The sequence below is a fragment of the Priestia megaterium genome (assembly GCF_041941685.1).
In the GTDB taxonomy this organism is placed as follows: domain Bacteria; phylum Bacillota; class Bacilli; order Bacillales; family Bacillaceae_H; genus Priestia; species Priestia megaterium_C.
In genome coordinates, this window is the sequence record NZ_CP130958.1 from 1,781,949 (window position 1) to 1,804,423 (window position 22,475).

Here is a 22,475-nt window from a genome sequence, read left to right on the forward strand (position 1 = left end):
ACTATAAGAACTAAAAAATATGGAGAAAAATACATGAGCACTAACACTCTATCTTCATTTTTAGAAGAATACTGTGAAGGATTAACTTTAAGGCCAGCTCTGTTTTATTCGTGGAAATATAGCATTCGCTTTGAAATATCAGATCCATTAATTTCATCTCACAAAAAAGATTGTTTGAATCAAGCTTTCCATAGATCAATCACATTATTTCAAAGGGTATTTGGAGAGGGAGATGAGATTCTTTTTGTTACGGATGTGCATACTACGAACAAAGATCTTTTCCTTCAAAAAAGACCTTTAAACGTTTATTTAAAATACATAAAAGATAAAAAGCGGCTATATCAATTAAACCATCACTGTTTGCCGAGTGTATTTCAGGATGAAGACGAAGACGATGATCAATCTTTGACTCATCGCTTTGTACTTTCTTGTAAGAAAACAGAATTAAGATATGCGCAACTTTTAAAGGCTATTAATTATGAAGATTTTGCTCATCCATCTACTATTCTGAAGAATAATCCCCAAAGTGGTTATGATATTTACTTTATTAACCTCTCTAAAAAAATGATTTTTCATTTGTATGATGATCGCGGATGTGATGTCTTAGCCTCCAGTAAAGAATCTATACGCTTTCTTTATGAAGAATATAATAATTGGATTTTGGATTATGATCGAGAAGAAATTGACCTTTTATTTAGGTAAAAAGTAGGGTTTATCCACTAATTAACACATTTTTCATATCCATAATCACCTGTTTCACAGTAACTAAAAATAAAAAAGATATCTACAACCTTCTAGGTTAAGTTTGATATATAATCATATAAGCATTAGGCTTATGGCTAAATGGAAATCCAAATAAGATTAAGGTGATAATACAATGGAAGAACTAAAAAATAGCAAACCGACAGCAGCTTGGCAACAAAGAATGGAAGATGATGAGATTTTCACTGCAGAGAATATTAAAGCCACTGATGAAATCCTTGATACTTATATGAATAGACTTGAAGGTTCTTTAGATAAAATGTCAGAACAAGATATCTTAGAATATGTACAAGAGGTAGTTATAGGATTAAACGAGTTAAATGAACAGTTTGATTATTTCATTGAAACATTAGAAAGAGAAGAACTTTGCGAGTTTATCATTAAAGCTGCAAATGCAGCTGGCTTAGAGACTGAAGAGGATATCACAGAAGAGTGGAGAGAGTGGTAACATACAAATGCTTACATATAGGAGAATGAAATATGGATTCTAAGCAGTTATTTTTAAAGGAACTACATACCGTTATTAAAGAATATTCAGAGGTAGGGGAGCAATTGAGAAAACCTACTGAGCAATTATTATGGGAAGAATTCAATTTAACTCAAGATGAAATAGATGCTTTAGAATCTCAGAAGTTAAAAGATGAAAGTATTAGAGCAATTGAAAAGATTGTAAGAGATAATATCATGGGTACTTTTCACAGTGCTTTTTGTTTACTTGATGGAGTAAGTGATCCTGTCTTAGAAGATGATAATGGTACTTGGGTTGGTTTGAAGTTGGTGGAAAAACAAGAAGACGAAGTGGAAGAAGAGTTTTTGCATGATGAACTATATCAGTCATATTGGGATTGGCAAGAAGCTACTAATAAAAATGAATAGATAAATGGATCCCGTATAAAAGCCCTTTAAAAGGGCTTTTATACATTATTACTAAGAACACGCATTATGTAAACCTGGATATTGTATTTATTTCTAATTTATCACTTTAAAATGTAACGTGGTGGAGGGCCATAAACTTGCTCAGCTTCAAAATAGGCAAGTTTGTTTGGAATACATACAATAAGAGAAGGAAACCCATAGCCTACTGCATGCTCTAAAGCAGTAAGTAAAGGTAGTTCTTTCCCATCAATATCTCCATTAAAAGAAAGGGCATAGCACTGCTTTCCTGCACCATGCTTTTGAAGTAGATTAGCTAATTCGCTAGAACATGAATTAGGCTCCGGAATTTCAATCAAATATTGTTCACGTAGATTTCTTTTATAATCATGGTTAAGGCGATACAATGCTTTATCCCGTTTTTTAGAAGAAAAAAGTTCAAACATGACTCTTTCTTGAATTCTATTCTCAAAAAAGGTTTTTACAACAATTTCTTCTATATTTTTATTCATTTAATTCCCTCCTTTATACACCCTTATTATACAAATTTTTCATTAACGACTGAAATCATACCAATTCTTCGATAAAATGTAACGATAAGGAAGGAGAAAGAAGTGAATGAACACTAATCAGCTACCGACAAGAAGTGAAGGACATAAAACTAAAGAGTACTCATCTCAGCTTAGTGCTGCATTTTTATTAGGGACATGTTGGATACTCTTTACCCTGACTCCTCAATCATGGAGGTTACCAGGGGCTTACGTTGTTATCGGCATAATCGCTATTTATCTATCAAGTAAATTAGATAAATTTAAATGGTTCCGAACAGTAAAATGGACGATTGGTCTTTTAGTTTATGTTATTGAATTCATTTTGTACGTTTTATAAAGGAAACAAGTACTATACATATAGCATTTCTTTATTTCATTTCCCCGAAGTTTTTATCGTATTAAATAAAATATTTTCAAAAGAGCAACGAAGCTTGTTTACAGTAAAAGCATTTCTTCGTGAATAGAAGATAAGTTTAAAAGCTGGAAGAGGAGATAAATTGAGACAAAATATCATAACATCTATCATATATACACTATGTGTATTAAGTACAGTTATTATATCTTTTATTGTTTATATGGACATTTATAATTCATTTTCGTTTGAGTTTATATTAAGTTATGTATTCTTCATTATTCTAGCATCTTTATATTTGACCATTACATTTATCATCAACATCAAAAACATAAAATGGTGTGATCCAAGAAAGAGGGTATAGCTTGGCTTTTTGATATCGATTATTGGTACAATATAGCTGTTCTTATGGTTTCAGTATCCTTTATATTGCATGGTGTAAATGATTATATCGTAGGAAAGCACAAAGCGCGAGGAACTGTTATTATACTATTGAGTGTTCTTTTTACTCTATATAATTTACTAAGAATCTTTTTTTATGATGAAAATAAGAATCTTACACTTGCAAGGAACGAGGAGTTTTTATGTTTAAGAAAATAGTAAAATGTTATGATTACAAATTTATTGTAGCCTTAATTGTTCTAAGCCTTATCGGTTTAGTCATGGTTTACAGTGCTAGTATGGTAACGGCTGTTAGTCGTTACGGTGTTGAAGGGGATTATTTTTATCAAAAGCAAAAACTTGCCCTCATAGCAGGCTTCTTCTTTTTCTGTATTTCTGCTTTTATTCCCTATAAAATTTATCGAGAAAAAAAGTGTTAAAAATCTTATTAGTAACAGTAATTACGCTTCTTGCTTTGGTCCTTATTTTTGGACATACCGCCGGGAATGCACAAAGTTGGCTTATACTGGGACCGATTAGAATACAACCGCTAGAATTTACGAAACTAACAATTATTGTATACCTATCGGCGGTTTTTGCGAATAAACAAGAGTATATAAACGATTTAAAGCGCGCTATTATTCCACCTATTCTTATTGTCTTGTTTATTTGTTTCTTAATTGCTTTACAACCGGATTACGGTGGAATCCTACTTATTTTAGGCACAGTCTTAGCCATTGTTTTATGTTCAGGTATTTCGATAAAATCAATGCTAAAGATTGCCTTATTAGGAGTAGTAGGCATTATTATTATGTTAGTTGTTTTATTGTTAACAGGACATATTGATACCGTGTTTTCTCCTGTTCGTTTAGCTCGTTTTACTGGTTATCTACATCCTTTTGAAAATCAACAAGGAGATGGGTACCAATTGGTTAACTCCTACCTAGCTATAGGAACTGGGGGACTATCAGGTGAAGGGTTAGGACAAGGCATTCAAAAGGCTGGTTATCTACCTGAGTCTCATACAGATTTTATTATGGCAGTTATTGCTGAAGAATTAGGTTTTTGGGGAGTGCTGCTTGTATTAGGGTTGCTATTTTTAATTATTTTACAAGGCTTAAAAATTGCTAAAAGATGCAACGATCCTTTTGGTGCTTTATTAGCTATCGGTATTTCCGTTATGATTGGCATTCAAGCATTTGTTAACCTAGGAGCAGTAACGGGAATTCTTCCTATCACAGGTGTAACGTTACCTTTTGTAAGTTATGGTGGTTCTTCTCTTACATTGCTTATGTTTGCTGTAGGAGTACTAGCAAATATATCCATGTTCAATAAATTTGAAAAGAAATACAAACACAAAGTAACAGATCCAAGGGAACTGAAAAGTGTCTAATGATTTACATGAATGACATTTCTATGAAAATTATTGAGCATAAAATAAAAGACACTGGTTAAGAGCCAGTGTCTTTTGTTTATGGAAGGAGGTTAAGTTTGTAGTATTGCTAAAGGAATACAAAGATCTATTAGAAATCCACTTATGTACAATTCATATACTTTCCTAAAAATCTTTAGGTAGAAGATAAAAATTATTCCCTTCGAAAAAATTGCAAGGCGCTATAAACGATCCATAGAAAACAGGCCACCATAACTTGTTTTTCTATGCAAAGAATAATTGTCCATAGTATCACTAAAGTTAAAATAGGAATAGATAACTTTCTTATCATTCACACCTTTCCTTTCTTCATTATTCTCCTATCTACATTCAGGAAAACGTAGTGAATTGCCTTTTTTGTGCAAAAAAAAGACGCCTATTATGGCGCCTATATCCAACGAAATAGTTTGGAAAAGGGGAAAGATGTTAACTCCAAGAATTAATATGATCTTATTTGGTCCTTACTCTTTTTGAAAGAAAAAACAGTTGACATACAGAATGAGTTAACATAAAACGACTTTCCGGAAGACATGAAAAAGGAACCCTCTTGGCGTAGAGGGGGTTCCTTGAGGGTAAAGTTTCTGTATTATGCAGCTTTTTATACATCCTTGATTTATCAACGTTTCCTCTCGGGCTGAGTGACAAATAGATGAATAAAAGTGCACCTTTTATTCATATGCTCGTTCCTATAGAAACAGTCTTTTTGAATGATTACAGATGAGGAAATAACCCGTGAACACCTTCTGCAATCATTTGTATAGCCATCACTGCCAGTATTAATCCCATTAACCTTGAGATAACATTTAAACCATTCTGTCCGAGCTTGTTGATAATAGATGTAGAATAATAGAAAAGGATAAAAGTAACTCCTAATATAAGGGTGTAACTAATGAGTACACTCCCTAGAGTTGCTATCAAATAAGAACTGTGAGACATGACTGTCGCAATTGTTCCAGGTCCAGCCATAATCGGCAGGGCAAGAGGAGTAATGGAAATATCATTTTGGGAAGCTGCAGCTTTTTGTTCATGCGAATGAGGACTTTGTGCATTAGAAGGTTTAGCATGAAGCAAGCTATAGGCGATGCCAAAGATTAAGATTCCTCCTGCTACACGAAAAGCGTGTATGGTGATCCCAAAGGCGGAAAAGATAAAACTTCCTAAAAGTAAAAATAGGGTAAGAATAATAAAAGAGATAAAGACAGCCTTCCTTGCACTATGACGTCTCTCTTGAATAGAATAATCATTCGTAAGAGTAATGAAAATAGGTATGTTTCCGAGTGGATTCATAACAGCAAAAAATGAGATAGTAAGTTTAAGAATTAAAGCTAACACTGTAAAAACTCCTTTCATCTTAATAGTACATACCCATTTAGCTTACTTTGTTAACCTATCCACCTATATTTTCACTTTTTAATTAAGAAAAGGACCCTGTAAGGTCCTTCTAGTACTTACTTAGTAGACTAATGCAGCATTTAATTTAAGTGAATGTCTTAAAATTATGTAGATTAATTAGTCAATTATCAAAACAAGTTTACCATTTCCTATACCTTTTTCTAGTTGTTCAAAGCCCTGCGATACTTGCTGGAGTGGCAAAGTTGTACCAATGATCGGACGAAGTGCACCACTTGTTAGCATGCCAATTACACCATGAATACTTTGTTCATATTCATCCTTTGGTGCATTCCAAAGAGCTGTTGCTAAAATATCACATTCCTTTTGCATTGCAAGACGTGGGTTTATGTCTATTGAACCACGGTTTCCAACAATTACAATTTTACCGAATGGTGCAATCAGCTTTAAATCTGTTTCTAAATTCCTATTTGCTAAAAACTCAATAATTACATCAGGTCCATTGCCATCCATTAAGGCTAACACATCTTCAATCGTTGTTTCAGTCACATGATCAGTGACAAAATCTGCACCAGCTTGCTGAACCATTTTTTTACCCTCGGGCTTGCTTGCTGTTCCAATCACTTTAGCACCATGAGATTTCGCCATTTGTACAACCTGTAATCCCACTCCACCACTGGCTCCATGAATAAGCACGGTTTGACCGGGCTTCAGGCAGGCACGTTGAAATAGCGCACGATAGGCGGTTAATGCAGGTACCCCTAATGCCGCACCTTGTTCAAAAGATACATGGGATGGTAATGGATGAACCAACGTTGCATCACATACTACTTTTTGTGCAAAGGTGCCTGTACTTTTACTTCCCATTAAAGACGCAATAAATACACGATCACCGACATGAACATTTGTAACTTCTTCTCCAATCGCCTCCACAACCCCTGCACCGTCTAATCCTGGAGTATAAGGCAACTGAGGTATACTAAACGCATATGTACCTGATAATGTGTAAGTATCACTTGGATTGACGCCTGCAGCGTACAAACGAACACATACTTCGCCCTTTTCTGCTACTACATCTTTAACGTCCGTAAATACTAATTTCTCAGGTCCACCAAATTGTGTGACTTGAATTGATTTCATGTTCCAAACCTCCTTGTTAATTATTATATATGGAAAGGTTTGAATTTACAGTAATATCAAGGTTTGAATTACTAGTTTTCATAAATTTGGACATTTTGAAACAAAATCAAATACACTGTCTGTAAAGGTATATGTTTACGAAATTTTCTCTTATATAGAAAACCTGTCATTTTCATCGTTCGATTAAGTTTGAAAATAAATTACGAACGTCTTCTAAAAACTATATACTTTTACGAACGTTTCTGATAGGAAAATAGATTAAGCTAGTGGTTTGCCGTCGTTAAACATGACTGTCAAAACCTATATTCTTAAAAGTTAGTTTGTAGATCTCCTTCAACAAATAAATAAAACAGTTTTTGTGCTCACTTTAGGGTTTATAAGTAGGAAATAACAATCAGAATAACAAGAGGATTATCAATACATGGGGTAAATATATTCATTATTTCACTTTATCTATCAATCTCGTATAAACAACGTCAAAAAGGATAATAATATTTAAAAAGGAAAGAAGATAAAGGGGTTGATTTTTAATGAAAAATAATGTACTTAACGAAATTGATCCAAGTTTACGTGATGAAATGCTGGCTGAATTGTTTTTGGATCAAACGATGAACGACTTCAAAAGAAGTAAGATCCTTAAGGAAATAGACCAGTCTTTAAAGAATAAAGATAAACAAGCTTTTTTACGTTTAACAGAGGAACTTAAATCCCTATCTTAATAAAAACGATGTAATATAGAAGAAATTCATTAAAAAGAAGCCTTCTTTTTTAAAGACTGAGGCTTCTTTTTATTTCACATTTATATATATCTTTTTATAATAAATTAAACTTATAATGAGAGAACTTATTGGTTCCAGTAGGAAAATGCTCGGAAGTCTCATATCAAAAATTAATTACTAATTACTTAATACTTGAATAGATGCAGTAAATCCATTCTTTTCTGAAAAAGATAAATTAACTTGTAGATGATTTGCGACGAACTGGTGATAGTCCTGTAAATATACTGCAACAGCATCAATGATGTCTTGTTCATGCAATCGCGCTGTACGTTCTAATGCTAAGGTAGAAGCAGTAATCCCGAGGGAAGGATGAAGCTCCAAATCTACTTCTACCTGTTCAGGTTCAATTCTTTCTTCTAGAGCAATATAAATACAAATGCTATCCACAATATCTTGTTCGTTAAATAGTACTTCCATTCTAAATTTCTCCTTAATATCTTCTTCTTGTAAAGATGTTTTTAATTACCCAAATGATGACTAAAATCACAAGTATATCTACAAGAATTCCTAAAAAAGAAAATCCATTTGAAGGATTATTTCCATATGCACCGTTATAATTCCCACCAAATGGATGAAGCATATGCCCTAAAAACGCACCTGTTCCAAAAGCTGCAGCATGAGTCAGTATACTTTTTGCTCGTGAAGGCGGGGTCTGGTTATATGTCGTGTGAGACCTAGCATATGATGGTGTTCTTGTAACGTTGCTTGACGGAGACTTATATCCAGAATGATAAGTGCCACTTGAATAAGTGCCCCTACCTGAATGAGAACTGAACGAAGAACTGTGACTGAAAGAACTATGACCACTAAATCCTTTTGCCTGAGCAACATTCGGTAAAGCTATTGCAAATATTAATACAAATATTAAGGTCAATTTTTTCATTACAATTACTCCTGTCTTTATTAATCTAATATAGCTAATTTATAATAAAGTTTCTTTCTTAGAGAGCTTATGTAGCTGTTACTATACCACTAAATTTATAAATTTCTACTATTTTCATCTATTTTTAATGTGATTTTAAGATGAATTTTAGAGTGACTATCATGGTTGGAAAAAGTAAAAGGGATTTCAATATCTAATTGATATGTGAAATTAACATAAAAAACGGTGATATAATTTATAAAAATTAGAAAAGAAAGAAAAAGACGAAGAATAAATGTAGAGTATATTCGATTATCCAACGGTTCACAAATGGGTAGTATGGAGGGAGAAAAGTGAAAATAGTAGACCTACCAATTGAATTTGAATTTAATGGACAAAAAAACCACATTTATCCTAGCCTAATTATATTGAATAATGAACTAACCTTAGTCGATACAGGGTATACAGGTTTTTTAACTTTAATTAGTAAAGAAATCTCAAAAAAAGGATATGAAATAAAGGAGTTAAAGAATATAATTATTACTCATTATGATGATGACCATATAGGTTCCTTATATGACTTCAAAGAAAAGTATCCTTGGATCAATATTATTGCTAGTGAAATCGAATCAAAATACATCAGTGGTGCAATGAAGTCAGAAAGGTTGATTCAAGCCGAAAAAATGCTCAAAACTATGTCAAATGAAAAAATTGAATTTGGTAAATGGTTTATACAGCAATTAAAGACTTTAAATCATGTTTCTATTGATGAAAAGGTACTTGATGGCGATATGATTTTAGATAACAATTGTAGAGTAGTAGCAACACCAGGGCATACTTCCGGACATATTTCATTATATTTTCCAAGTTTAAAGAGTGTAATTACGGGTGATGCAGCTGTTAATGAGAATCATGAATTGGCTATCGCTAATCTATACTTTTGTTTAAATATTAAGGAAGCAGAACAGTCTTTAAGAAAGATTAAAAATCTTAAAGCAGAAACTTATTATTGTTATCACGGTGGAAAATTAACTTTATAGTTGGAGACTAAAAGAAAATAGGCCTAATTATCAGGATCTATTCTATCCTTTTGATTTGTATTAAATTATTAACGACGTTTTCATAAGTCTTAATCGGTACCCATAATCAAACTTATGGTAACTAAACTCAGAAAGAAACCTGTATCTAAGGAGATACAGGTTTTTTCATACTGTTTAAGCATTTATTTTAGATTCATTCGTATTTAAGAACCTCAACTGGATTCATTTTTGATGCTCTAAATGCTGGAATAAATGAGGCTACTACTCCTAAAATTCCACTCAGAACAATTATTACTATAATTTGATACATATTAAATTCAAATAGTTGAAGACTTGGTTTTTTGAATTCTTCTTTAATAACAAAATTAGCTAATTTACCTACAATAAATGATAGCCATCTTATCAAAAAGATAAGTGACCTAGAATTGTATATACATAGTATAGTCATAGATTATTGAGCATTTATTCAACTTACCTTAAAAATAGTTGTGAATTTAAAAGCTATGTAATTATGTAACCATAAGGTTTTCTCACTAATGTAATTGAACTTATACAGGAACAAATGGTACACATGGTATTAAAGGTAGTAAAGCCCCAGATGGTAATAATGCACCTGAGTTGGAAGTGTGGGTGCTTGATATGATTGGACGTCCTGCTTTTGATTTAAGAGGTCAAGATGGGACTACTGGCGGTGCCGGACAAGATGGGGGAAATGGTGGCCAAGGAGGGAAAGGAAAGCCTGCTCAATTGGACTGGTCAGGATTCTGTAAGGCAGGAGCAGGTGCTGGAGGTAACGGAGGGCATGGAGGAAAGCTTTCAATTTATGCTCCACAAGCAGTTATTAACAAATACCTTAAGAGTTTTTATATTACGGTCGATGGAGGACGCTGAGGAAGTGGAGGTCAGCCTGGCTATCCAGGTACAGGAGGTGCTGGGTGTCCAGTTGGAGATTCCGTTAAGGCAAACTTTGGTGCAGTTTGTGGTCCTGGATCGAGAACTGCGGGATTAAAGGGACCTGATGGTTCTTATGCTGGTCAAGGTTCTAGTGGATACAGTGGAGGAAAATTTGCAGAACCAATCGGTATGTACGTTATCGACCCAGATGATATTGGTATTAAACTATTAGAGCCAGCTATTTTTGAAGCAGTGCCAGCTTATGCTTTTGCAGGTGATAGCATAACCTTAAAAGGTAAACGCTTTACAAAATCAGATACCGTGTTAATAGATGGTTCTCCTGTGCAAACAAATGCTTTTAGTGACACTGCTCTGCAGTTTGCAGTACCTTCTTTAAAGGGTGGCCAGCATACAATTCAGGTAAAACAGCTAGATGGAACTTTATCTAACAAGGCTTCTCTATATATTAAACCTAAAATCGACTCTGCTCTGCAGGATAACCAAATCACTACACGTGTGAGCCCAGGAAAGAAAATAAACTTAATAGGTAGTGGATTTTCAGAAAGTACAATTGTCCGAATAAATGATGTTAACCTTAGAAACGTCCTAAATCCTTTTACTGATATTGATTTAACTGAGCTACATCGTAAGCACTTTCTCGATGGTAGTAAAACTCTACTAGAGAAAGTAGCAACTACCTTCCCTAACGCTAAGGTAATTGTAACCGGATACTACCCACCTGTTTCTGAACATAGTGATTTAAGTGCTGTAGAAATTTTATTAGTTGCTTTGGGAATAGTAGTTTAAGGAATACCTGGTGGCATTGGTGCTGGCTTTTTGACCAATCATCACCTTCAAATCATACATGCAAGAAGTATGCAGCTGGCCAATGAGTCAAAAGTGTTTCTCCAACAGGCTGTAGATGAAACAAATGCTAACTTAACTAGGGAAAAACGCTTTTTCTTTGCTGATCCAAATATAGCTGCGGAACATTCTGCACTTACTGATGACCCATACGTATTTGGCATTAATTTAGATATGTCACCACAAGATTTTATCGCAACAGAAAGGCTGATCTCCTGCACAAAAGCCAGATGTACAGGAGTTGATTTTGAAATTTGCAAACGAGCTTCAATTGGCCATCCCAATAAAAAAGGCGCCATCGCTTATGCAGAAGCAATCTATCCATTTTTATAATAAGCTATTTTCATAAAGGGTCGATTTTTTTATGAACGGTGAGAATAAAGAATAAAAAGATATCCCCAAGTATAGATGTGGTAGCAGAAAGAGAAGGTTCAACCCTTCTCTTTTTTTAAGTTTATTTTATTGGGGTAAATCGGTACGATTTACTAGACTCCCACTGATCCTTAGTACATTCTACTTTATATGTTGGGGCACCTTTAGATTTCTCGTACACTTCATGCGAAAGGTAGCCCACTAAACCAACCCCATGTATAAAAAATGTACATATATTTTAATATATGATTATCTCGTTTCTAACAAAGCTAACCTTGCCTTTTTGGTTAGCTAGTTTTAAAATCTTAAATAATTCCTGTAATATATCCCATTTTCAATCTCAATCCCATATCTAAGTCTGGTTTGTCTTTTGTAAAGCTCATCGGACAAATAGTTAAATTCCTCTTCTGTGATATTCTCATTTATTAAATCTTCAAACAATTTATCTAGATGTTGAGTTACTTCTTGAAGTTCTCGTTCTTTCAACAGAATTCACCTTTCAAATGTTATTTTATTCTCTTTCCTTTTCTATTTTCCAAAATATTCTCTAATTCGTCTATACGTCCTTTATACTGTATTTTTGTTCCTAGAATTCCTTCTTTTTTCACCTTTTGTGCATACTCAGGTAAAACAACTTAGTTAGTCAATTAGTTAGATGTTTAATAAAATCATTACAAAAATATTTGGGGTTCAGAGAAAAAAGTTCTTTTTTAAGATGAGTTATAGAATGATAAATATTAGAAAAGAGGTGACCTGTTAATCTTTGGCGAATTAAGAAAAGGAAACAAATAGAGAAGGAGGACTTAATAGTGAAAGAATTAGTCATTAATGATGTTGTATTTGATGTAAAATATCTTACTACGTCTACAGTCAGCAAAGAAGAAGTGGGACTTGAAAAAAGAATTATTAATAATGGAAAAATGACTAAGAGGAGAGATCAAATTAAGTTTTCATTTTCTGTTTTAGGTAAACAAGATTATCAATTATACGATTCCTTTTTTGAGAATACTCATTATACTGTCATAATTCCTGAAACAAGTGAAAGATTTATAGCTCATAGTGTTTCGCATAGTACATTTTATCAAGGAGCTGAAGTAGCAGATGACACAGAAGTGGTATTTAAAGTTACAATTACCAAATAAAGGAATATCCTGTGTTTAAGCTCACGCTGTAACTTTTTTAGAGGACTTGCTTAAGAATATCATCGAGTTTGATTGAGTTCTATTTATAAGAAGCACCTGTACGCCTATAATGTTTTTAAAAGGGGAGATCTTAGTGAATACGTGTAGTGGTTTTGCAATAATTTGTTTAAATGATAAAGATGAATTATTAATGGTCTCCCAAGAAAAACCCAACATGCCCAAGCGTTGGTCTGTTCCTTCTGGTGCTATCGAAGGATATGAAAGGCTCGAAGATTGTTGTATTCGAGAAGTATGGCATCAAACCGGTTATCAAGTAGAGATAGTAAAAAAAATACACGAGAATAGGTCTACTACCTATAATGTTGATGTTCACATGACCTATTTTGAAGTTAAAATATTAGCTGGAGAAAAGAAAGTCCCGATTGTAGACTCATATTTCTGGCAACCTATATCTAAAATTAATCATTTAAACCTATTATTTGAAGATGAGCGTGAAGTCGTACTAAATTATATAAAAAAGAAAAAGCAATTCACTTAATCTTGCTCAAGGATATTATTTTACCCCACAGGTGCATGGAGGTCCGTTGTATTTTGAAAAAACTATAAACATATATAGAGGGGAGAATAAATAATTGGTTAATACAACTCTTAATTTAATAAAAATTGTCATGCATACTACTATGAGAAATAACTTAGTCTTTATGAATCATTACCTTAATTCAAGGGAAATTTTGTTATCAAGATCTAAGAAACCATAAAATAAATTATCTATCTCTTCCAAGATAATTTATCTAGTTAATAAAAAAAGCTACTGCCCTAAACAGTAGCTTTTCCAATTCCCTTAAGGAAATTGGAGAATTAGCATCATCATACCTACTAGCTCCTCAAGTAGTACGCTCTATACAGAAAATCTTATTTAATAGAGTTTATTATTAGTTGTACTAATTGTTATTTATTTCAATCTATTTATGATTTCACTTTTAATTTCTTCTATATCAGCCCTTAAAGTATATTACCCCCCTATATCGTATTCATTTCTTACAAGTCCATTATGATTATGGTAACTATAAGTAAAGATGTTCTTTAGCCTGCTGAAGATTAAGAAAAGAATAATTTAGAAAAAAATACAATACTTAAGATAAATACATGTAATTAGGAGGCATCAATGGTTAAGCGTAATATAAGGTTGTCAAGTCCTGAAATTGGAGGGTTATGGGGAGTTTATATTCAAGAAACAATGTCTACTTGTTTGTTAAAGTATTTTCTTCCTCACTTATAAGATGAAGAAATAAAGCCTATTTTGCAAAAATCTTTACATGTCTCTCAAACACATTTAAACCAAATTAAGGACATTTTTTCTGAGGAAAGTATCCCTTTACCCGATGGATTTATGGAAAAGGATATTAATTTATTGGCTCCCCCTCTTTTTTATGATCTTTTTGCTCTGAGTTTTGTCTACTCAATGAATCGCATGTCAATGGTTAACTTAGGGTTTGCTACTTCTACTGTTGCTCGGGCAGATGTACTTGATTTCTTCACTAAAGCCTTAAATCAGGCTACAGAACTCTATGCAGAATCTACAACCTTAATGTTATCTAAAGGTATTTACGATCGACCACCTATGATTACCTATCCTGAGAAAGTCGAATATGTAAAAAAACAATCTTATATAGTAGCAGCCATGGGAAAAAAGAGACCTTTAAATGCAGTCGAACTTACTGAAATATTCTTCAATATAGAGCGTAACTATTTCTCGGTGTTACTCTGTATGGGCTTGTTACAAGTGATTAAAGATAAAGAAATTAAAAATTATATAAAAGATGGAATGGAAATATCAGAAAAACAAATTAATTTCTTTAATGAGCTTTTAGAAAAAGAAGAACTTCTTGGCACGGTTCCTGTTAGTATGGAAGTAACGAATTCAACCGTTTCTCCCATTTCCGACAAACTTATCTTTGCGCTTTTTAATTTTTTGAATTCCATTGATGTGACACTTATTGGACATGCTTTATCTTTATCTATGAGGCTGGATTTAGCTACTTATTATAGTAAAGTAATTGGAGAAATATTAATTTATGCCGAAAAGGGATTTAATATTATGGTCAACCGACAATGGCTAGAACAACCACCTCAAGCGCCAAATAGAAAGGTTTTAAAAGGAGAGTAATCCAATTAATAAAAAATTCTAGTTGGTAATGGTATGTAACACTTTAAAAATTCATAAGAATGCTTCAAAAAGCCCTTGTTGAAAGGGCTTTTTTGTATGCAACAATAAGGAACACTATGTTGATTGAGATGACGTAGGATATTATATTATGCCAGGTGAAAATTAGGCTTATTATAGACAATCCTTTCTTTAGTGTAAAAAAGGTTATTCTTCTTGGAACTAGGTATATAACCCTAAAAATCAAATTAAAGGAAGGGAGAAGATAAAATGAAACATCTAAAGGCTCTTATTATAAAGTTTGTAATGAGTGCTTTGGTATTAGGTATTATACTAACAGGCATTTATAATTATGATTTTAGTAACAGCATGCTGATTAGTTTGGTCCTCACAGTTATCGCTTACGCTCTTGACGATTTGTTAGTATATTGAAATGCTGATGATGATTCAGACTACAAAAAACGAAACACTATCGCTACAATTTTTGATCTTATTTTAATTTTTTTAGTAATCTGGATAATGGGCGCATCCCTTTTTGAAAATAACAGCACTATTATTCAGGACTTTATAGTATCAGCAATTGTTATAACCAGCGGTGAGTGGTTCTTTCATAAGTATCTAGATAAACATGTTCTTAACACTGATAATTATAGAAATACCGATACGACGTATAATAAATAACTTATTAATAGGAGCAGCAACTATCAAAAGTATACAAATTAGTAAAAGAAGCCGTATTATAACAAACGGCTCTTTTTTTAATTCTGAGAGTTGTGATTATGGTAATTAAGAGATCATACTATACACAAAAAAAGACCATCTCTTCCCAGTCAAAAGAGATGGTCTTTTTTCTGTAAGTGGAATTAACAATAGTCATTAGGTGTTGCTGTATTGCACCTTAGTTAGCTTGCTCAGAGCTTCAATAACGATTCCTTAAATTTCCTTTTTTCTACACTAAATCTTATTTAATTATCTAAAAAGACTTATGTTGCAGGAAATTTGAAGAAATATGTTGAATAAATAGTATCGATTTCTAATGTATCATTGTTGAATGTTAAAATCTCATCAATCTAAATTAGGAAAGTTGGGAGGAAGCCTGTGCTAAGACCAGGAATGGATTAGCCTTATACAGGAAGCTTATCAACTAGGTCTTTCAATTGTAGAAATAAAGGAATTTATATACTCAAATCAAAAAGAGCAAATTTCTAAATGATGCAGGATCTTTTTTCTAAAAAAATCATTATCTAAACTTTAAAAGTAGTTTAACTTCTTTTCCCACATATTTATTATGTTATACAAAGCTATAGATGTAATCTCTGCATCTGTAACATGTTCAATCTCATCCGTTTCAAGATTTCTCAATTAAAGTTCTTTAGAATAGCTAAGGGAGAAGTATTATGTAAACTACAAATGGTATGAATAATTTCGCTATCTTCGTACTGTAATAAAGTTTCTAACATCTTTTTAATTTTAATTAGTGTCATCTATCACTGATTCGCCTTCTCACTATATAAAGAAATGTTACCAATTAAACTTTAATCTATTTTAATGTAGGGTATTCTTATAGGTTATTACCTTTAGTAATTTAACAATTTCGAAAATGGATACATTTAATATAAAAGATGGATTTGAAATACATTTTTTGAGGGTAAAAATATAAGGAGTCTTATTTTGTAAAGTTTTTATTACTGAATCCATTTCCTAGCCAAACTATCTAGAGACTTACATTACTAGGGCATGGGAGAATGTTAACACGTTAAATAAAGAACAATTTCAGAACAGTTTTGATGAACTATCTAAATGAGTAGCAGCTAGCAAACATGATCTTAATTAACCCTTTATCATGTTGAAAAAAATAAGTACGACCATGAATATATCCAGATTTAAAAATTCTCTATAAGATCTCCGTTGGTTTTTATCTAAAGACGCATCTAATGTCATGAGTATAAGGAAGACTTTCGGTTTTATACAAAGACTGAAAATGAAAATTGATAATAATTCATTTAGGTATACTAACTAAGGATAAGGATAACGATAACCAATAAAAAAAATAAAGGGTGTATTCAAAATGGAAACTACTTATAATCAGAGAGAGAAAATGACAGATTTTATTAAAGATAACAAACAAAATTTTCAGGATAAACTTTTATCAGAGGCAGTTAACGTAGCTTCTAAGATTAACGACATTTTAGAAACTGGAAATATTAATCTTTTGAAAAATGCTCAAAAGTTATCTCTCTATGTCGTAGAACAAAAAGAAGAACAACTCATTGCATTCGCTCAACAAGAAGGGGTAGCCTGGGCAGAGCATGCCTTAACTCTTGCTTTCAAATTAGAATGGGTACAGGCTATTAGGCGAACGTTATGGCATTTTCTCTATCAATATGATCGAATAAATAACCATTTTAATGGTCGTGAAGAATTTTATGCCTTAGAGAAACGAATTAATGATAGGATCGATCAATTTCTTAACACTTTTCTCATTAGTTATTCCAAGTATAAAGATGAATTAATTGCCTCTCAAAGAGACTTAGTTGAAAATCTATCGGTACCCATTATACCACTTAGCCAATCTGTAGCTGTACTACCGTTAATCGGAATGGTTGACATCAATCGTATCCAAACAATTGAAGAGAAAGTGTTAATGGGCATCTCAGAGATAAAAATTCAGACATTAATTATAGACCTGTCTGGAGTTGCCAACATGGAGATGCATGTTATTGATCATTTTCAGAAAGTACTAACTGGAATTTCAATGATGGGATGTGAAGCTATTCTTACAGGTTTACGTGCTGACCTAGTTAGGACAATGATTCACTCAGGAATCTCCTTTGAGGATAAGGCAGAAGCCAAAGGGACGTTACAGCAAACTTTAAAAGAGTATTTAGAACTGAACCGATTGTAGGAAGAATAAGTAGAGAGGTTTTCTCTACACATAAACATATAGATAAGTTTGGAAAATTAGAATTATATTTGAAAAAGTAAATAAAGGGGATTATCTATCGGTAATCATTACTAAGATAACCCTAGAGTTATAACTCTAGGGTTGTTTTGCTATATTACCTATAATACGTTTTATGTTAACTAAAAGCTTATAAGGTATACAGTTATAAAACAGAAAAAAGCTGCCATCGATGAAGAGGCAGTTCTTCTGTTCTTGTTTAATGGTTGCTTTTTATTAAATATAACGATGCTTTTTTGATAAAACGAGAGCAGAGATACCAATCAGTACCACACCCATGATGGCCGGAGTAGCGTGGCTAACTACTGAATACAGCTGACCACCAATGATAGGTCCACTAAATCGGGCTAGAGATTGAATACTTTGAGCTCCCCCTAGTATATGACCTTGCTCACTGTCACTAACAGATTTTGAAAGCATGCCATTAAATGATGGCCCAAAGACTGAATCACCCAATCCGAAGAAAACCATCCCAACAATAAAGACTAAATAAAAAGCTGTAAGGGTTGAAATCAAAATAAGGATAAAACCAATAATTTGACTTATCATGCTTAAAAGAGCAATTTTTTTATCTGTCAAAAATTTGAGTAGCCGTGGCATAATGATTGCTTGAGAAAAGATATCCAGTACACCTATTATAGAAAATGTCAGACCAATAAATATAGGTTGCCATGCAAAGGTATCTATTGAAAACTGAGAGAAGATAGCTTGTAATGATCCGTTAGGGATCCAAATTAGGAACCCAGCAATTAGCAGCCATTTAACAGATTTAAAGGAAAAAACCTTGGATAATTGTATAAATGGATTAAGATGTCTAACAGAGATACTACAAGAGCGTTTAGACTTCTTAAGACTCTCAGGCATTAAAAAATAGCCATATATGGCATTAAACAATGTGATAACCGTACCAGCATACATAGGAACACTGTTTCCGAAAGTCCCAAGTGCACCTCCAATTATAGGGCCCAGAGCAGTGCCAACCCCAACAACAGCACTAATCCAACCAAAGTACTTAGTGCGTTCATTTGAAGGGGTGATATCTGCAAAGTAAGCAAAAATTGCTGAAATTTCGCCACCTGTCAAACCTTCAATGATACGACCAAGGAAGAGAATCCAAAGTGCACCTCCAAGTCCAAAGATAAAATAACCAAGGGCAGAGCCGATTAGACTAATAATTAATACTGGACGACGACCATATCTATCGCTTAACGCACCTAAGACTGGTGCAGCCAAAAAGACAGAAAGAGCGTATATAGACGTAAGTAATGTTACTGCAGTAGCCTGACTGCTGGGATTACTAGTATAAGTCTTTACTAAAAAAGGTAAAACGGGGCTAACTATAGTTAATCCAAGACCAGTTAAGAAGACAGTGATAAGCCCAAACGTTAGGGCATGTTTATTTATTGAAGTATCCATGATAGTTCTCCTTTAAAGTTATTGTTTCTCAGGAAACAAATATAAGTTTATCCCTTTATTGTTTCCTAGTCAACAATAAAACAACATAAAAAAACACCACTTACTCAGTGATATTTTTCAGATGATGTCTATATCTACCAATGAAACGAAAAATAGTGTCAAATTCTTCATTGGTCATGTGCTTAAATACTTCTTTATCACGTTCAAGAAAAGATTGGTGTAATTTTTGATGGATATCATTTATTTTTTGTCCATTAGTTGTTAATCGAAAATATATTTCCTTTTTATTTTCAACACTTTGATAACTCTCAATAATATTTTTAGCTATCAGCTTCTTGGTAAGCTTGCTGATAGCACCTCGAGTCATGTAGCTTGCAGCTGCAAGTCTTGTTACATTTGCATTTGGGATTAGAGCAATATTTTCGATTAATTCTATTTCACTCAATTTATAGTCCTTTAAAGCCAATTCTACTTCCGGTTTATTACGCCAGATTATCTCATTACACAAATCCATAAGTTCACTCATTAACTGCTGTCTTTTATCCATACTAACTCCTCCCTAATTTGTATACAGTATAACGAGTTTTTGTTTCTTTCACAACAAAACGACCAAAGCACTATAAGGTTTATTAAGAATACGTAATCAACGTTATTATCAATGAGAAGTAAATATATAAACTATGTTATAAAAATATAAGTTTTATTTTACACTCTATATGACGACAAATCTTTCTACAGAGGGTAAAAATGAAAAAAGCATGCATTTATACTAGGATCCAGGCTACTTTAAAATGAAGTTTGATTATATTTAGATGTACCTTATCGAACTGCTGCCCCTTTAGTTCAATAAGGTATTTAATTTAATTAAAAAACTAACTTTTCATCAATTACTTATTATCAGCAAGTTGTGTTGAAATTTGCCAGGTAACACCGAATTTATCTGTTACTTGTCCATATGATGGGCTCCAGAAAGTTTCTTGAAGGGGCATTCCTACTTGACCATCTTCTTTGAGTTTTTCGAACACTTCTTTCGATTTTTCTATACTGTCTATGCTGATGGCTACCGTCACTTGTGATCCAATTTGGTATGGTTGACCTGGAAATGTATCAGAAAGCATTAAATCCGTATCACCAACTTTTAAATGCGCATTCATTACACGATCTATTGCTTCTATAGGAGTAGGGAATTCTGGATTTCCGGGCATTTCTCCGAAAGTTTGAACTCCAATAACTTTTGCATCCAATGCCTGCTCATAAAATTTAACAGCTTCTTGTCCATTACCGTTCATCACTAAATAAGGATAAATTCCTAAGACCATGAAAAACACCTCTTTTAAAATTTTATTTAGATTTCAATAAATCATAGCTAACTAAAGAATAGAACGCATGTTCTTTTTTGCATAACACTTGCTACGTATCTATACAACAAATTTATTGGATTATCCTGCACAGTTAGTTTGATAAAAAAATTGTGGAAGAAAAATATGTAACATTATATTTATTTTAGTGTTGTTGTCACATTGATTTATTGAGGATACAATACATAACCTAGGATTAAGGCTGTCCCATGTATATAGTACAAAAAGGTAGGTACACCCATTTAGATGTTAAGAAAGCTAATGGAAAATAGTCTATTTAATCCATAAAATAAATCTTATTATACGCATAAAAAATAATTAGTTTTCTTATACGTTACGTCATGAACGTAGGCTATAGAATAAGAAAAGGGATAAACCATACCAGAATTTATAAGAGGAAATTTCAACCTAATTAATTCAAATAATAATTGTTAATGAAAGTGTGATACATTGTATAAGAGACAAGAAATGAAAGGAGTTTTTTTAATGAGTAATCATAAAGCACAAAGTGAATTGCCACCAAAAACATGTACAATCGATCGACTTGTAACGATGCCCGATGATGTAAATAAAGTAATCAATGGCAGCAAAACAGCAACTCGCCGAAATGGAAGATATGCTGATGTAGGAGAGATAATGATCTTAGGGGATAAGAAATTCATAGTGGAACGAGTTTATTCTCAATCACTAGGTGAATTAACAGATGAAAATGCTCGCCAGGAAGGCTATGATACAGTAGAGGAATATAAGCAATCTATTTTATCTTATCATCCGGGGATGCCTTGGCTTCCGCAAATGAGGGTATGGGTGCATGAGTTCAGATCAGTTAATGATTGATAGGTAAAAGAAATGGATTTGTTGTACCGTATATTAGTATATATTCATGTTTCTAGTGTCATTTTATCTATTGGTCCTTTCTTTATTCTCTTGCCACTCGTAAAAAAACTACATAGTGCAAGAGAACAAGAAACGAATGCCTATTTGAGTACATTTCAATCTGTCGTTAGGCTCGCAAAACATACAGGCCATGTTCTTGTTATAACAGGGATACTCCTTGTTATGTGTGGTCCATGGACGTGGACTACTCCATGGATTATAATGACCCTGATTTTCCTCTTTTGCTCCTTGTTCTTTCTGGCGCGTGCGTTTTCACCAACACTTCGAAAGTATAAGGAGGAAGGGCAAAATAAAAAAGAACTGGCAACTAAGCTAAAGCAATCTATTTGGATTTACATTATTCTATTAATGACTATGCTTTGGTTTATGGTAGGTAAGCCGACTTTTTGGTGACGTTCATCCAATTGTCATCACTAGAAGTAAATAGTCAAACTGATTATTTTTATGAATAATTCATATTTCACTTAACATAACTAGGATTATCAGCACTAACAAATAAAGGACACTTTCTTTTAAAAGAAAATGTCCTTTATACGAGTTCTTAGCTCTAATTTTATTATACTATATCTTCAACTGGACACGTATTATATATTTTTTTGAGCAAACTACTCTAGACGCCGTGAGGCACCTGGTGCTTTTCTTATTCGAGTTTTGCACAAAAAACTTCCTTAACGCATTGGGGAAGTTTTTCTGTTTTTAAGCTATATCTTCTATATATCTTTAGTCAACATAATACAGCTTTCCGGAAGACATACAAAAAGAGAACCCTTGTGGGAGTAAGGGTTCTTAAGCAGAAAAATATATGGGTTATGCAGCTTTTTATACATCCTTGATTTCACAAGGTTTCTCTAGTAGACGGAGGTAAGAGACATGTATAAAAAGCG

The 22,475-nt window shown here is 33.0% G+C and carries 25 protein-coding genes and 3 pseudogenes; 19 read left to right on the top strand and 9 right to left on the bottom strand.

Features of this window, described 5'->3' with window-relative positions:
- The first annotated feature begins 33 nt into the window (after positions 1-33).
- The 3 genes from Q5794_RS09255 to Q5794_RS09265 all read left to right on the top strand — a co-directional run bounded on the left by Q5794_RS09255 (position 34) and on the right by Q5794_RS09265 (position 1,638).
- Positions 34-702, top strand: a complete 669-nt coding sequence (locus Q5794_RS09255; RefSeq protein WP_374989004.1) for a DUF3885 domain-containing protein — start codon at positions 34-36, stop codon at positions 700-702.
- A gap of 175 nt (positions 703-877) precedes the next feature.
- Positions 878-1,210, top strand: a complete 333-nt coding sequence (locus tag Q5794_RS09260) for a hypothetical protein (RefSeq protein WP_214987720.1) — start codon at positions 878-880, stop codon at positions 1,208-1,210.
- 32 nt (positions 1,211-1,242) lie between these two features.
- Positions 1,243-1,638 carry a hypothetical protein gene (locus Q5794_RS09265; RefSeq protein ID WP_214987722.1) on the top strand — a complete coding sequence of 132 codons (396 nt, stop codon included), beginning with the start codon at positions 1,243-1,245 and terminating at the stop codon, positions 1,636-1,638.
- A 101-nt stretch (positions 1,639-1,739) separates the two neighbouring features.
- On the opposite strand, the gene Q5794_RS09270 is transcribed toward Q5794_RS09265, so the two are convergent.
- The gene (locus Q5794_RS09270) at positions 1,740-2,147 is read right to left on the bottom strand and encodes a hypothetical protein (protein ID WP_214987724.1); all 408 of its coding nucleotides are present in this window, start codon (positions 2,145-2,147) and stop codon (positions 1,740-1,742) included.
- Between the two features lie 106 nt (positions 2,148-2,253).
- Between Q5794_RS09270 and Q5794_RS09275 the strand changes: the two genes are divergently transcribed.
- Both Q5794_RS09275 and ftsW read left to right on the top strand, forming a co-directional pair.
- Positions 2,254-2,523, top strand: a complete 270-nt coding sequence (locus Q5794_RS09275) for a hypothetical protein (protein ID WP_374989005.1) — start codon at positions 2,254-2,256, stop codon at positions 2,521-2,523.
- A 599-nt stretch (positions 2,524-3,122) separates the two neighbouring features.
- Positions 3,123-4,312: pseudogene (gene ftsW, locus Q5794_RS09280) on the top strand (putative lipid II flippase FtsW).
- Positions 4,313-5,062: 750 nt separating this feature from the next.
- Here ftsW and Q5794_RS09285 read toward each other — a convergent pair.
- Together Q5794_RS09285 and Q5794_RS09290 are read right to left on the bottom strand one after the other, a co-directional pair.
- Positions 5,063-5,683, bottom strand: a complete 621-nt coding sequence (locus tag Q5794_RS09285; RefSeq protein WP_192998938.1) for a MarC family protein — start codon at positions 5,681-5,683, stop codon at positions 5,063-5,065.
- Between the two features lie 177 nt (positions 5,684-5,860).
- Positions 5,861-6,841, bottom strand: coding sequence for an NADPH:quinone reductase (locus tag Q5794_RS09290; RefSeq protein WP_328244804.1), 981 nt, complete (start codon positions 6,839-6,841; stop codon positions 5,861-5,863).
- A 530-nt stretch (positions 6,842-7,371) separates the two neighbouring features.
- Between Q5794_RS09290 and Q5794_RS09295 the strand changes: the two genes are divergently transcribed.
- The gene (locus Q5794_RS09295) at positions 7,372-7,560 is read left to right on the top strand and encodes an IDEAL domain-containing protein (RefSeq protein WP_214987735.1); all 189 of its coding nucleotides are present in this window, start codon (positions 7,372-7,374) and stop codon (positions 7,558-7,560) included.
- 177 nt (positions 7,561-7,737) lie between these two features.
- Here the strand turns inward: Q5794_RS09295 and Q5794_RS09300 are convergent, their stop codons facing one another.
- Both Q5794_RS09300 and Q5794_RS09305 read right to left on the bottom strand, forming a co-directional pair.
- On the bottom strand, positions 7,738-8,037 hold the full coding sequence (locus tag Q5794_RS09300) for a DUF2653 family protein (RefSeq protein ID WP_192997652.1): 300 nt from the start codon (positions 8,035-8,037) through the stop codon (positions 7,738-7,740).
- Between the two features lie 13 nt (positions 8,038-8,050).
- Positions 8,051-8,503, bottom strand: coding sequence for a hypothetical protein (locus Q5794_RS09305; RefSeq protein WP_025749067.1), 453 nt, complete (start codon positions 8,501-8,503; stop codon positions 8,051-8,053).
- Between the two features lie 332 nt (positions 8,504-8,835).
- On the opposite strand from Q5794_RS09305, the gene Q5794_RS09310 reads away from it, so the two are divergent.
- The 4 genes from Q5794_RS09310 (at position 8,836) to Q5794_RS09325 (ending at position 11,613) form a co-directional block, all read left to right on the top strand.
- Entirely contained in the window at positions 8,836-9,522 is a 687-nt protein-coding gene (locus Q5794_RS09310; RefSeq protein WP_374989006.1) for an MBL fold metallo-hydrolase, read from the top strand.
- Between the two features lie 639 nt (positions 9,523-10,161).
- A complete protein-coding gene (locus tag Q5794_RS09315) occupies positions 10,162-10,413 on the top strand; it encodes a hypothetical protein (RefSeq protein ID WP_374989007.1) in 252 nt (83 codons plus the stop codon).
- A 192-nt stretch (positions 10,414-10,605) separates the two neighbouring features.
- On the top strand, positions 10,606-11,223 hold the full coding sequence (locus Q5794_RS09320) for an IPT/TIG domain-containing protein (RefSeq protein ID WP_374989008.1): 618 nt from the start codon (positions 10,606-10,608) through the stop codon (positions 11,221-11,223).
- A gap of 30 nt (positions 11,224-11,253) precedes the next feature.
- The gene (locus Q5794_RS09325; protein WP_214987743.1) at positions 11,254-11,613 is read left to right on the top strand and encodes a hypothetical protein; all 360 of its coding nucleotides are present in this window, start codon (positions 11,254-11,256) and stop codon (positions 11,611-11,613) included.
- A 336-nt stretch (positions 11,614-11,949) separates the two neighbouring features.
- Here Q5794_RS09325 and Q5794_RS09330 read toward each other — a convergent pair whose 3' ends face one another.
- Positions 11,950-12,138: a hypothetical protein gene (locus tag Q5794_RS09330; protein WP_057242769.1), complete on the bottom strand. Its 189-nt coding sequence runs from the start codon at positions 12,136-12,138 to the stop codon at positions 11,950-11,952.
- A gap of 323 nt (positions 12,139-12,461) precedes the next feature.
- Here Q5794_RS09330 and Q5794_RS09335 point away from each other — a divergent pair, with 323 nt between their 5' ends.
- The 7 genes and pseudogenes from Q5794_RS09335 to Q5794_RS09365 all read left to right on the top strand — a co-directional run bounded on the left by Q5794_RS09335 (position 12,462) and on the right by Q5794_RS09365 (position 17,863).
- Positions 12,462-12,794, top strand: coding sequence for a hypothetical protein (locus Q5794_RS09335; protein ID WP_374989009.1), 333 nt, complete (start codon positions 12,462-12,464; stop codon positions 12,792-12,794).
- A gap of 133 nt (positions 12,795-12,927) precedes the next feature.
- The gene (locus Q5794_RS09340; RefSeq protein WP_192997660.1) at positions 12,928-13,332 is read left to right on the top strand and encodes an NUDIX hydrolase; all 405 of its coding nucleotides are present in this window, start codon (positions 12,928-12,930) and stop codon (positions 13,330-13,332) included.
- Between the two features lie 627 nt (positions 13,333-13,959).
- Positions 13,960-14,073 carry a DUF3231 family protein gene (locus Q5794_RS09345; RefSeq protein WP_226897692.1) on the top strand — a complete coding sequence of 38 codons (114 nt, stop codon included), beginning with the start codon at positions 13,960-13,962 and terminating at the stop codon, positions 14,071-14,073.
- 9 nt (positions 14,074-14,082) lie between these two features.
- Positions 14,083-14,961, top strand: coding sequence for a DUF3231 family protein (locus Q5794_RS09350; protein ID WP_374989208.1), 879 nt, complete (start codon positions 14,083-14,085; stop codon positions 14,959-14,961).
- A 267-nt stretch (positions 14,962-15,228) separates the two neighbouring features.
- A pseudogene (locus Q5794_RS09355) lies at positions 15,229-15,639 on the top strand (DUF2512 family protein).
- Positions 15,640-16,072: 433 nt separating this feature from the next.
- A pseudogene (locus tag Q5794_RS09360) lies at positions 16,073-16,171 on the top strand (hypothetical protein); the annotation flags it as partial.
- Between the two features lie 855 nt (positions 16,172-17,026).
- Positions 17,027-17,863 carry an STAS domain-containing protein gene (locus tag Q5794_RS09365; protein ID WP_374989010.1) on the top strand — a complete coding sequence of 279 codons (837 nt, stop codon included), beginning with the start codon at positions 17,027-17,029 and terminating at the stop codon, positions 17,861-17,863.
- Positions 17,864-18,136: 273 nt separating this feature from the next.
- Here Q5794_RS09365 and Q5794_RS09370 read toward each other — a convergent pair whose 3' ends face one another.
- The 3 genes from Q5794_RS09370 to Q5794_RS09380 form a co-directional block, all read right to left on the bottom strand.
- Entirely contained in the window at positions 18,137-19,336 is a 1,200-nt protein-coding gene (locus Q5794_RS09370) for an MFS transporter (protein WP_374989011.1), read from the bottom strand.
- 100 nt (positions 19,337-19,436) lie between these two features.
- Positions 19,437-19,883, bottom strand: coding sequence for a MarR family transcriptional regulator (locus Q5794_RS09375; protein ID WP_057242773.1), 447 nt, complete (start codon positions 19,881-19,883; stop codon positions 19,437-19,439).
- A gap of 340 nt (positions 19,884-20,223) precedes the next feature.
- Positions 20,224-20,655: a VOC family protein gene (locus Q5794_RS09380; protein ID WP_164797770.1), complete on the bottom strand. Its 432-nt coding sequence runs from the start codon at positions 20,653-20,655 to the stop codon at positions 20,224-20,226.
- A gap of 525 nt (positions 20,656-21,180) precedes the next feature.
- Between Q5794_RS09380 and Q5794_RS09385 the strand changes: the two genes are divergently transcribed.
- Together Q5794_RS09385 and Q5794_RS09390 are read left to right on the top strand one after the other, a co-directional pair.
- Positions 21,181-21,531 (top strand): ASCH domain-containing protein, encoded by a 351-nt coding sequence (locus Q5794_RS09385; protein WP_192997666.1) that lies wholly within the window; start codon positions 21,181-21,183, stop codon positions 21,529-21,531.
- A gap of 18 nt (positions 21,532-21,549) precedes the next feature.
- Positions 21,550-21,984 (top strand): DUF2269 family protein, encoded by a 435-nt coding sequence (locus Q5794_RS09390; protein ID WP_214987852.1) that lies wholly within the window; start codon positions 21,550-21,552, stop codon positions 21,982-21,984.
- Positions 21,985-22,475: the final 491 nt, after the last annotated feature.

Bases quoted from the DNA above. Each gene is read 5' to 3' on its own strand.
- Q5794_RS09375 (WP_057242773.1), bottom strand. From the start codon at position 19,883: ATGGATAAAAGACAGCAGTTAATGAGTGAACTTATGGATTTGTGTAAT.
- Q5794_RS09265 (WP_214987722.1), top strand. From the start codon at position 1,243: ATGGATTCTAAGCAGTTATTTTTAAAGGAACTACATACCGTTATTAAA.
- Q5794_RS09385 (WP_192997666.1), top strand. From the start codon at position 21,181: ATGAGTAATCATAAAGCACAAAGTGAATTGCCACCAAAAACATGTACA.
- Q5794_RS09300 (WP_192997652.1), bottom strand. From the start codon at position 8,037: ATGGAAGTACTATTTAACGAACAAGATATTGTGGATAGCATTTGTATT.
- Q5794_RS09320 (WP_374989008.1), top strand. From the start codon at position 10,606: ATGTACGTTATCGACCCAGATGATATTGGTATTAAACTATTAGAGCCA.
- Q5794_RS09260 (WP_214987720.1), top strand. From the start codon at position 878: ATGGAAGAACTAAAAAATAGCAAACCGACAGCAGCTTGGCAACAAAGA.
- Q5794_RS09345 (WP_226897692.1), top strand. From the start codon at position 13,960: ATGGTTAAGCGTAATATAAGGTTGTCAAGTCCTGAAATTGGAGGGTTA.
- Q5794_RS09380 (WP_164797770.1), bottom strand. From the start codon at position 20,655: ATGGTCTTAGGAATTTATCCTTATTTAGTGATGAACGGTAATGGACAA.
- Q5794_RS09295 (WP_214987735.1), top strand. From the start codon at position 7,372: ATGAAAAATAATGTACTTAACGAAATTGATCCAAGTTTACGTGATGAA.
- Q5794_RS09315 (WP_374989007.1), top strand. From the start codon at position 10,162: ATGATTGGACGTCCTGCTTTTGATTTAAGAGGTCAAGATGGGACTACT.
- Q5794_RS09290 (WP_328244804.1), bottom strand. From the start codon at position 6,841: ATGAAATCAATTCAAGTCACACAATTTGGTGGACCTGAGAAATTAGTA.
- Q5794_RS09370 (WP_374989011.1), bottom strand. From the start codon at position 19,336: ATGGATACTTCAATAAATAAACATGCCCTAACGTTTGGGCTTATCACT.
- Q5794_RS09305 (WP_025749067.1), bottom strand. From the start codon at position 8,503: ATGAAAAAATTGACCTTAATATTTGTATTAATATTTGCAATAGCTTTA.
- Q5794_RS09270 (WP_214987724.1), bottom strand. From the start codon at position 2,147: ATGAATAAAAATATAGAAGAAATTGTTGTAAAAACCTTTTTTGAGAAT.
- Q5794_RS09255 (WP_374989004.1), top strand. From the start codon at position 34: ATGAGCACTAACACTCTATCTTCATTTTTAGAAGAATACTGTGAAGGA.
- Q5794_RS09365 (WP_374989010.1), top strand. From the start codon at position 17,027: ATGGAAACTACTTATAATCAGAGAGAGAAAATGACAGATTTTATTAAA.
- Q5794_RS09275 (WP_374989005.1), top strand. From the start codon at position 2,254: ATGAACACTAATCAGCTACCGACAAGAAGTGAAGGACATAAAACTAAA.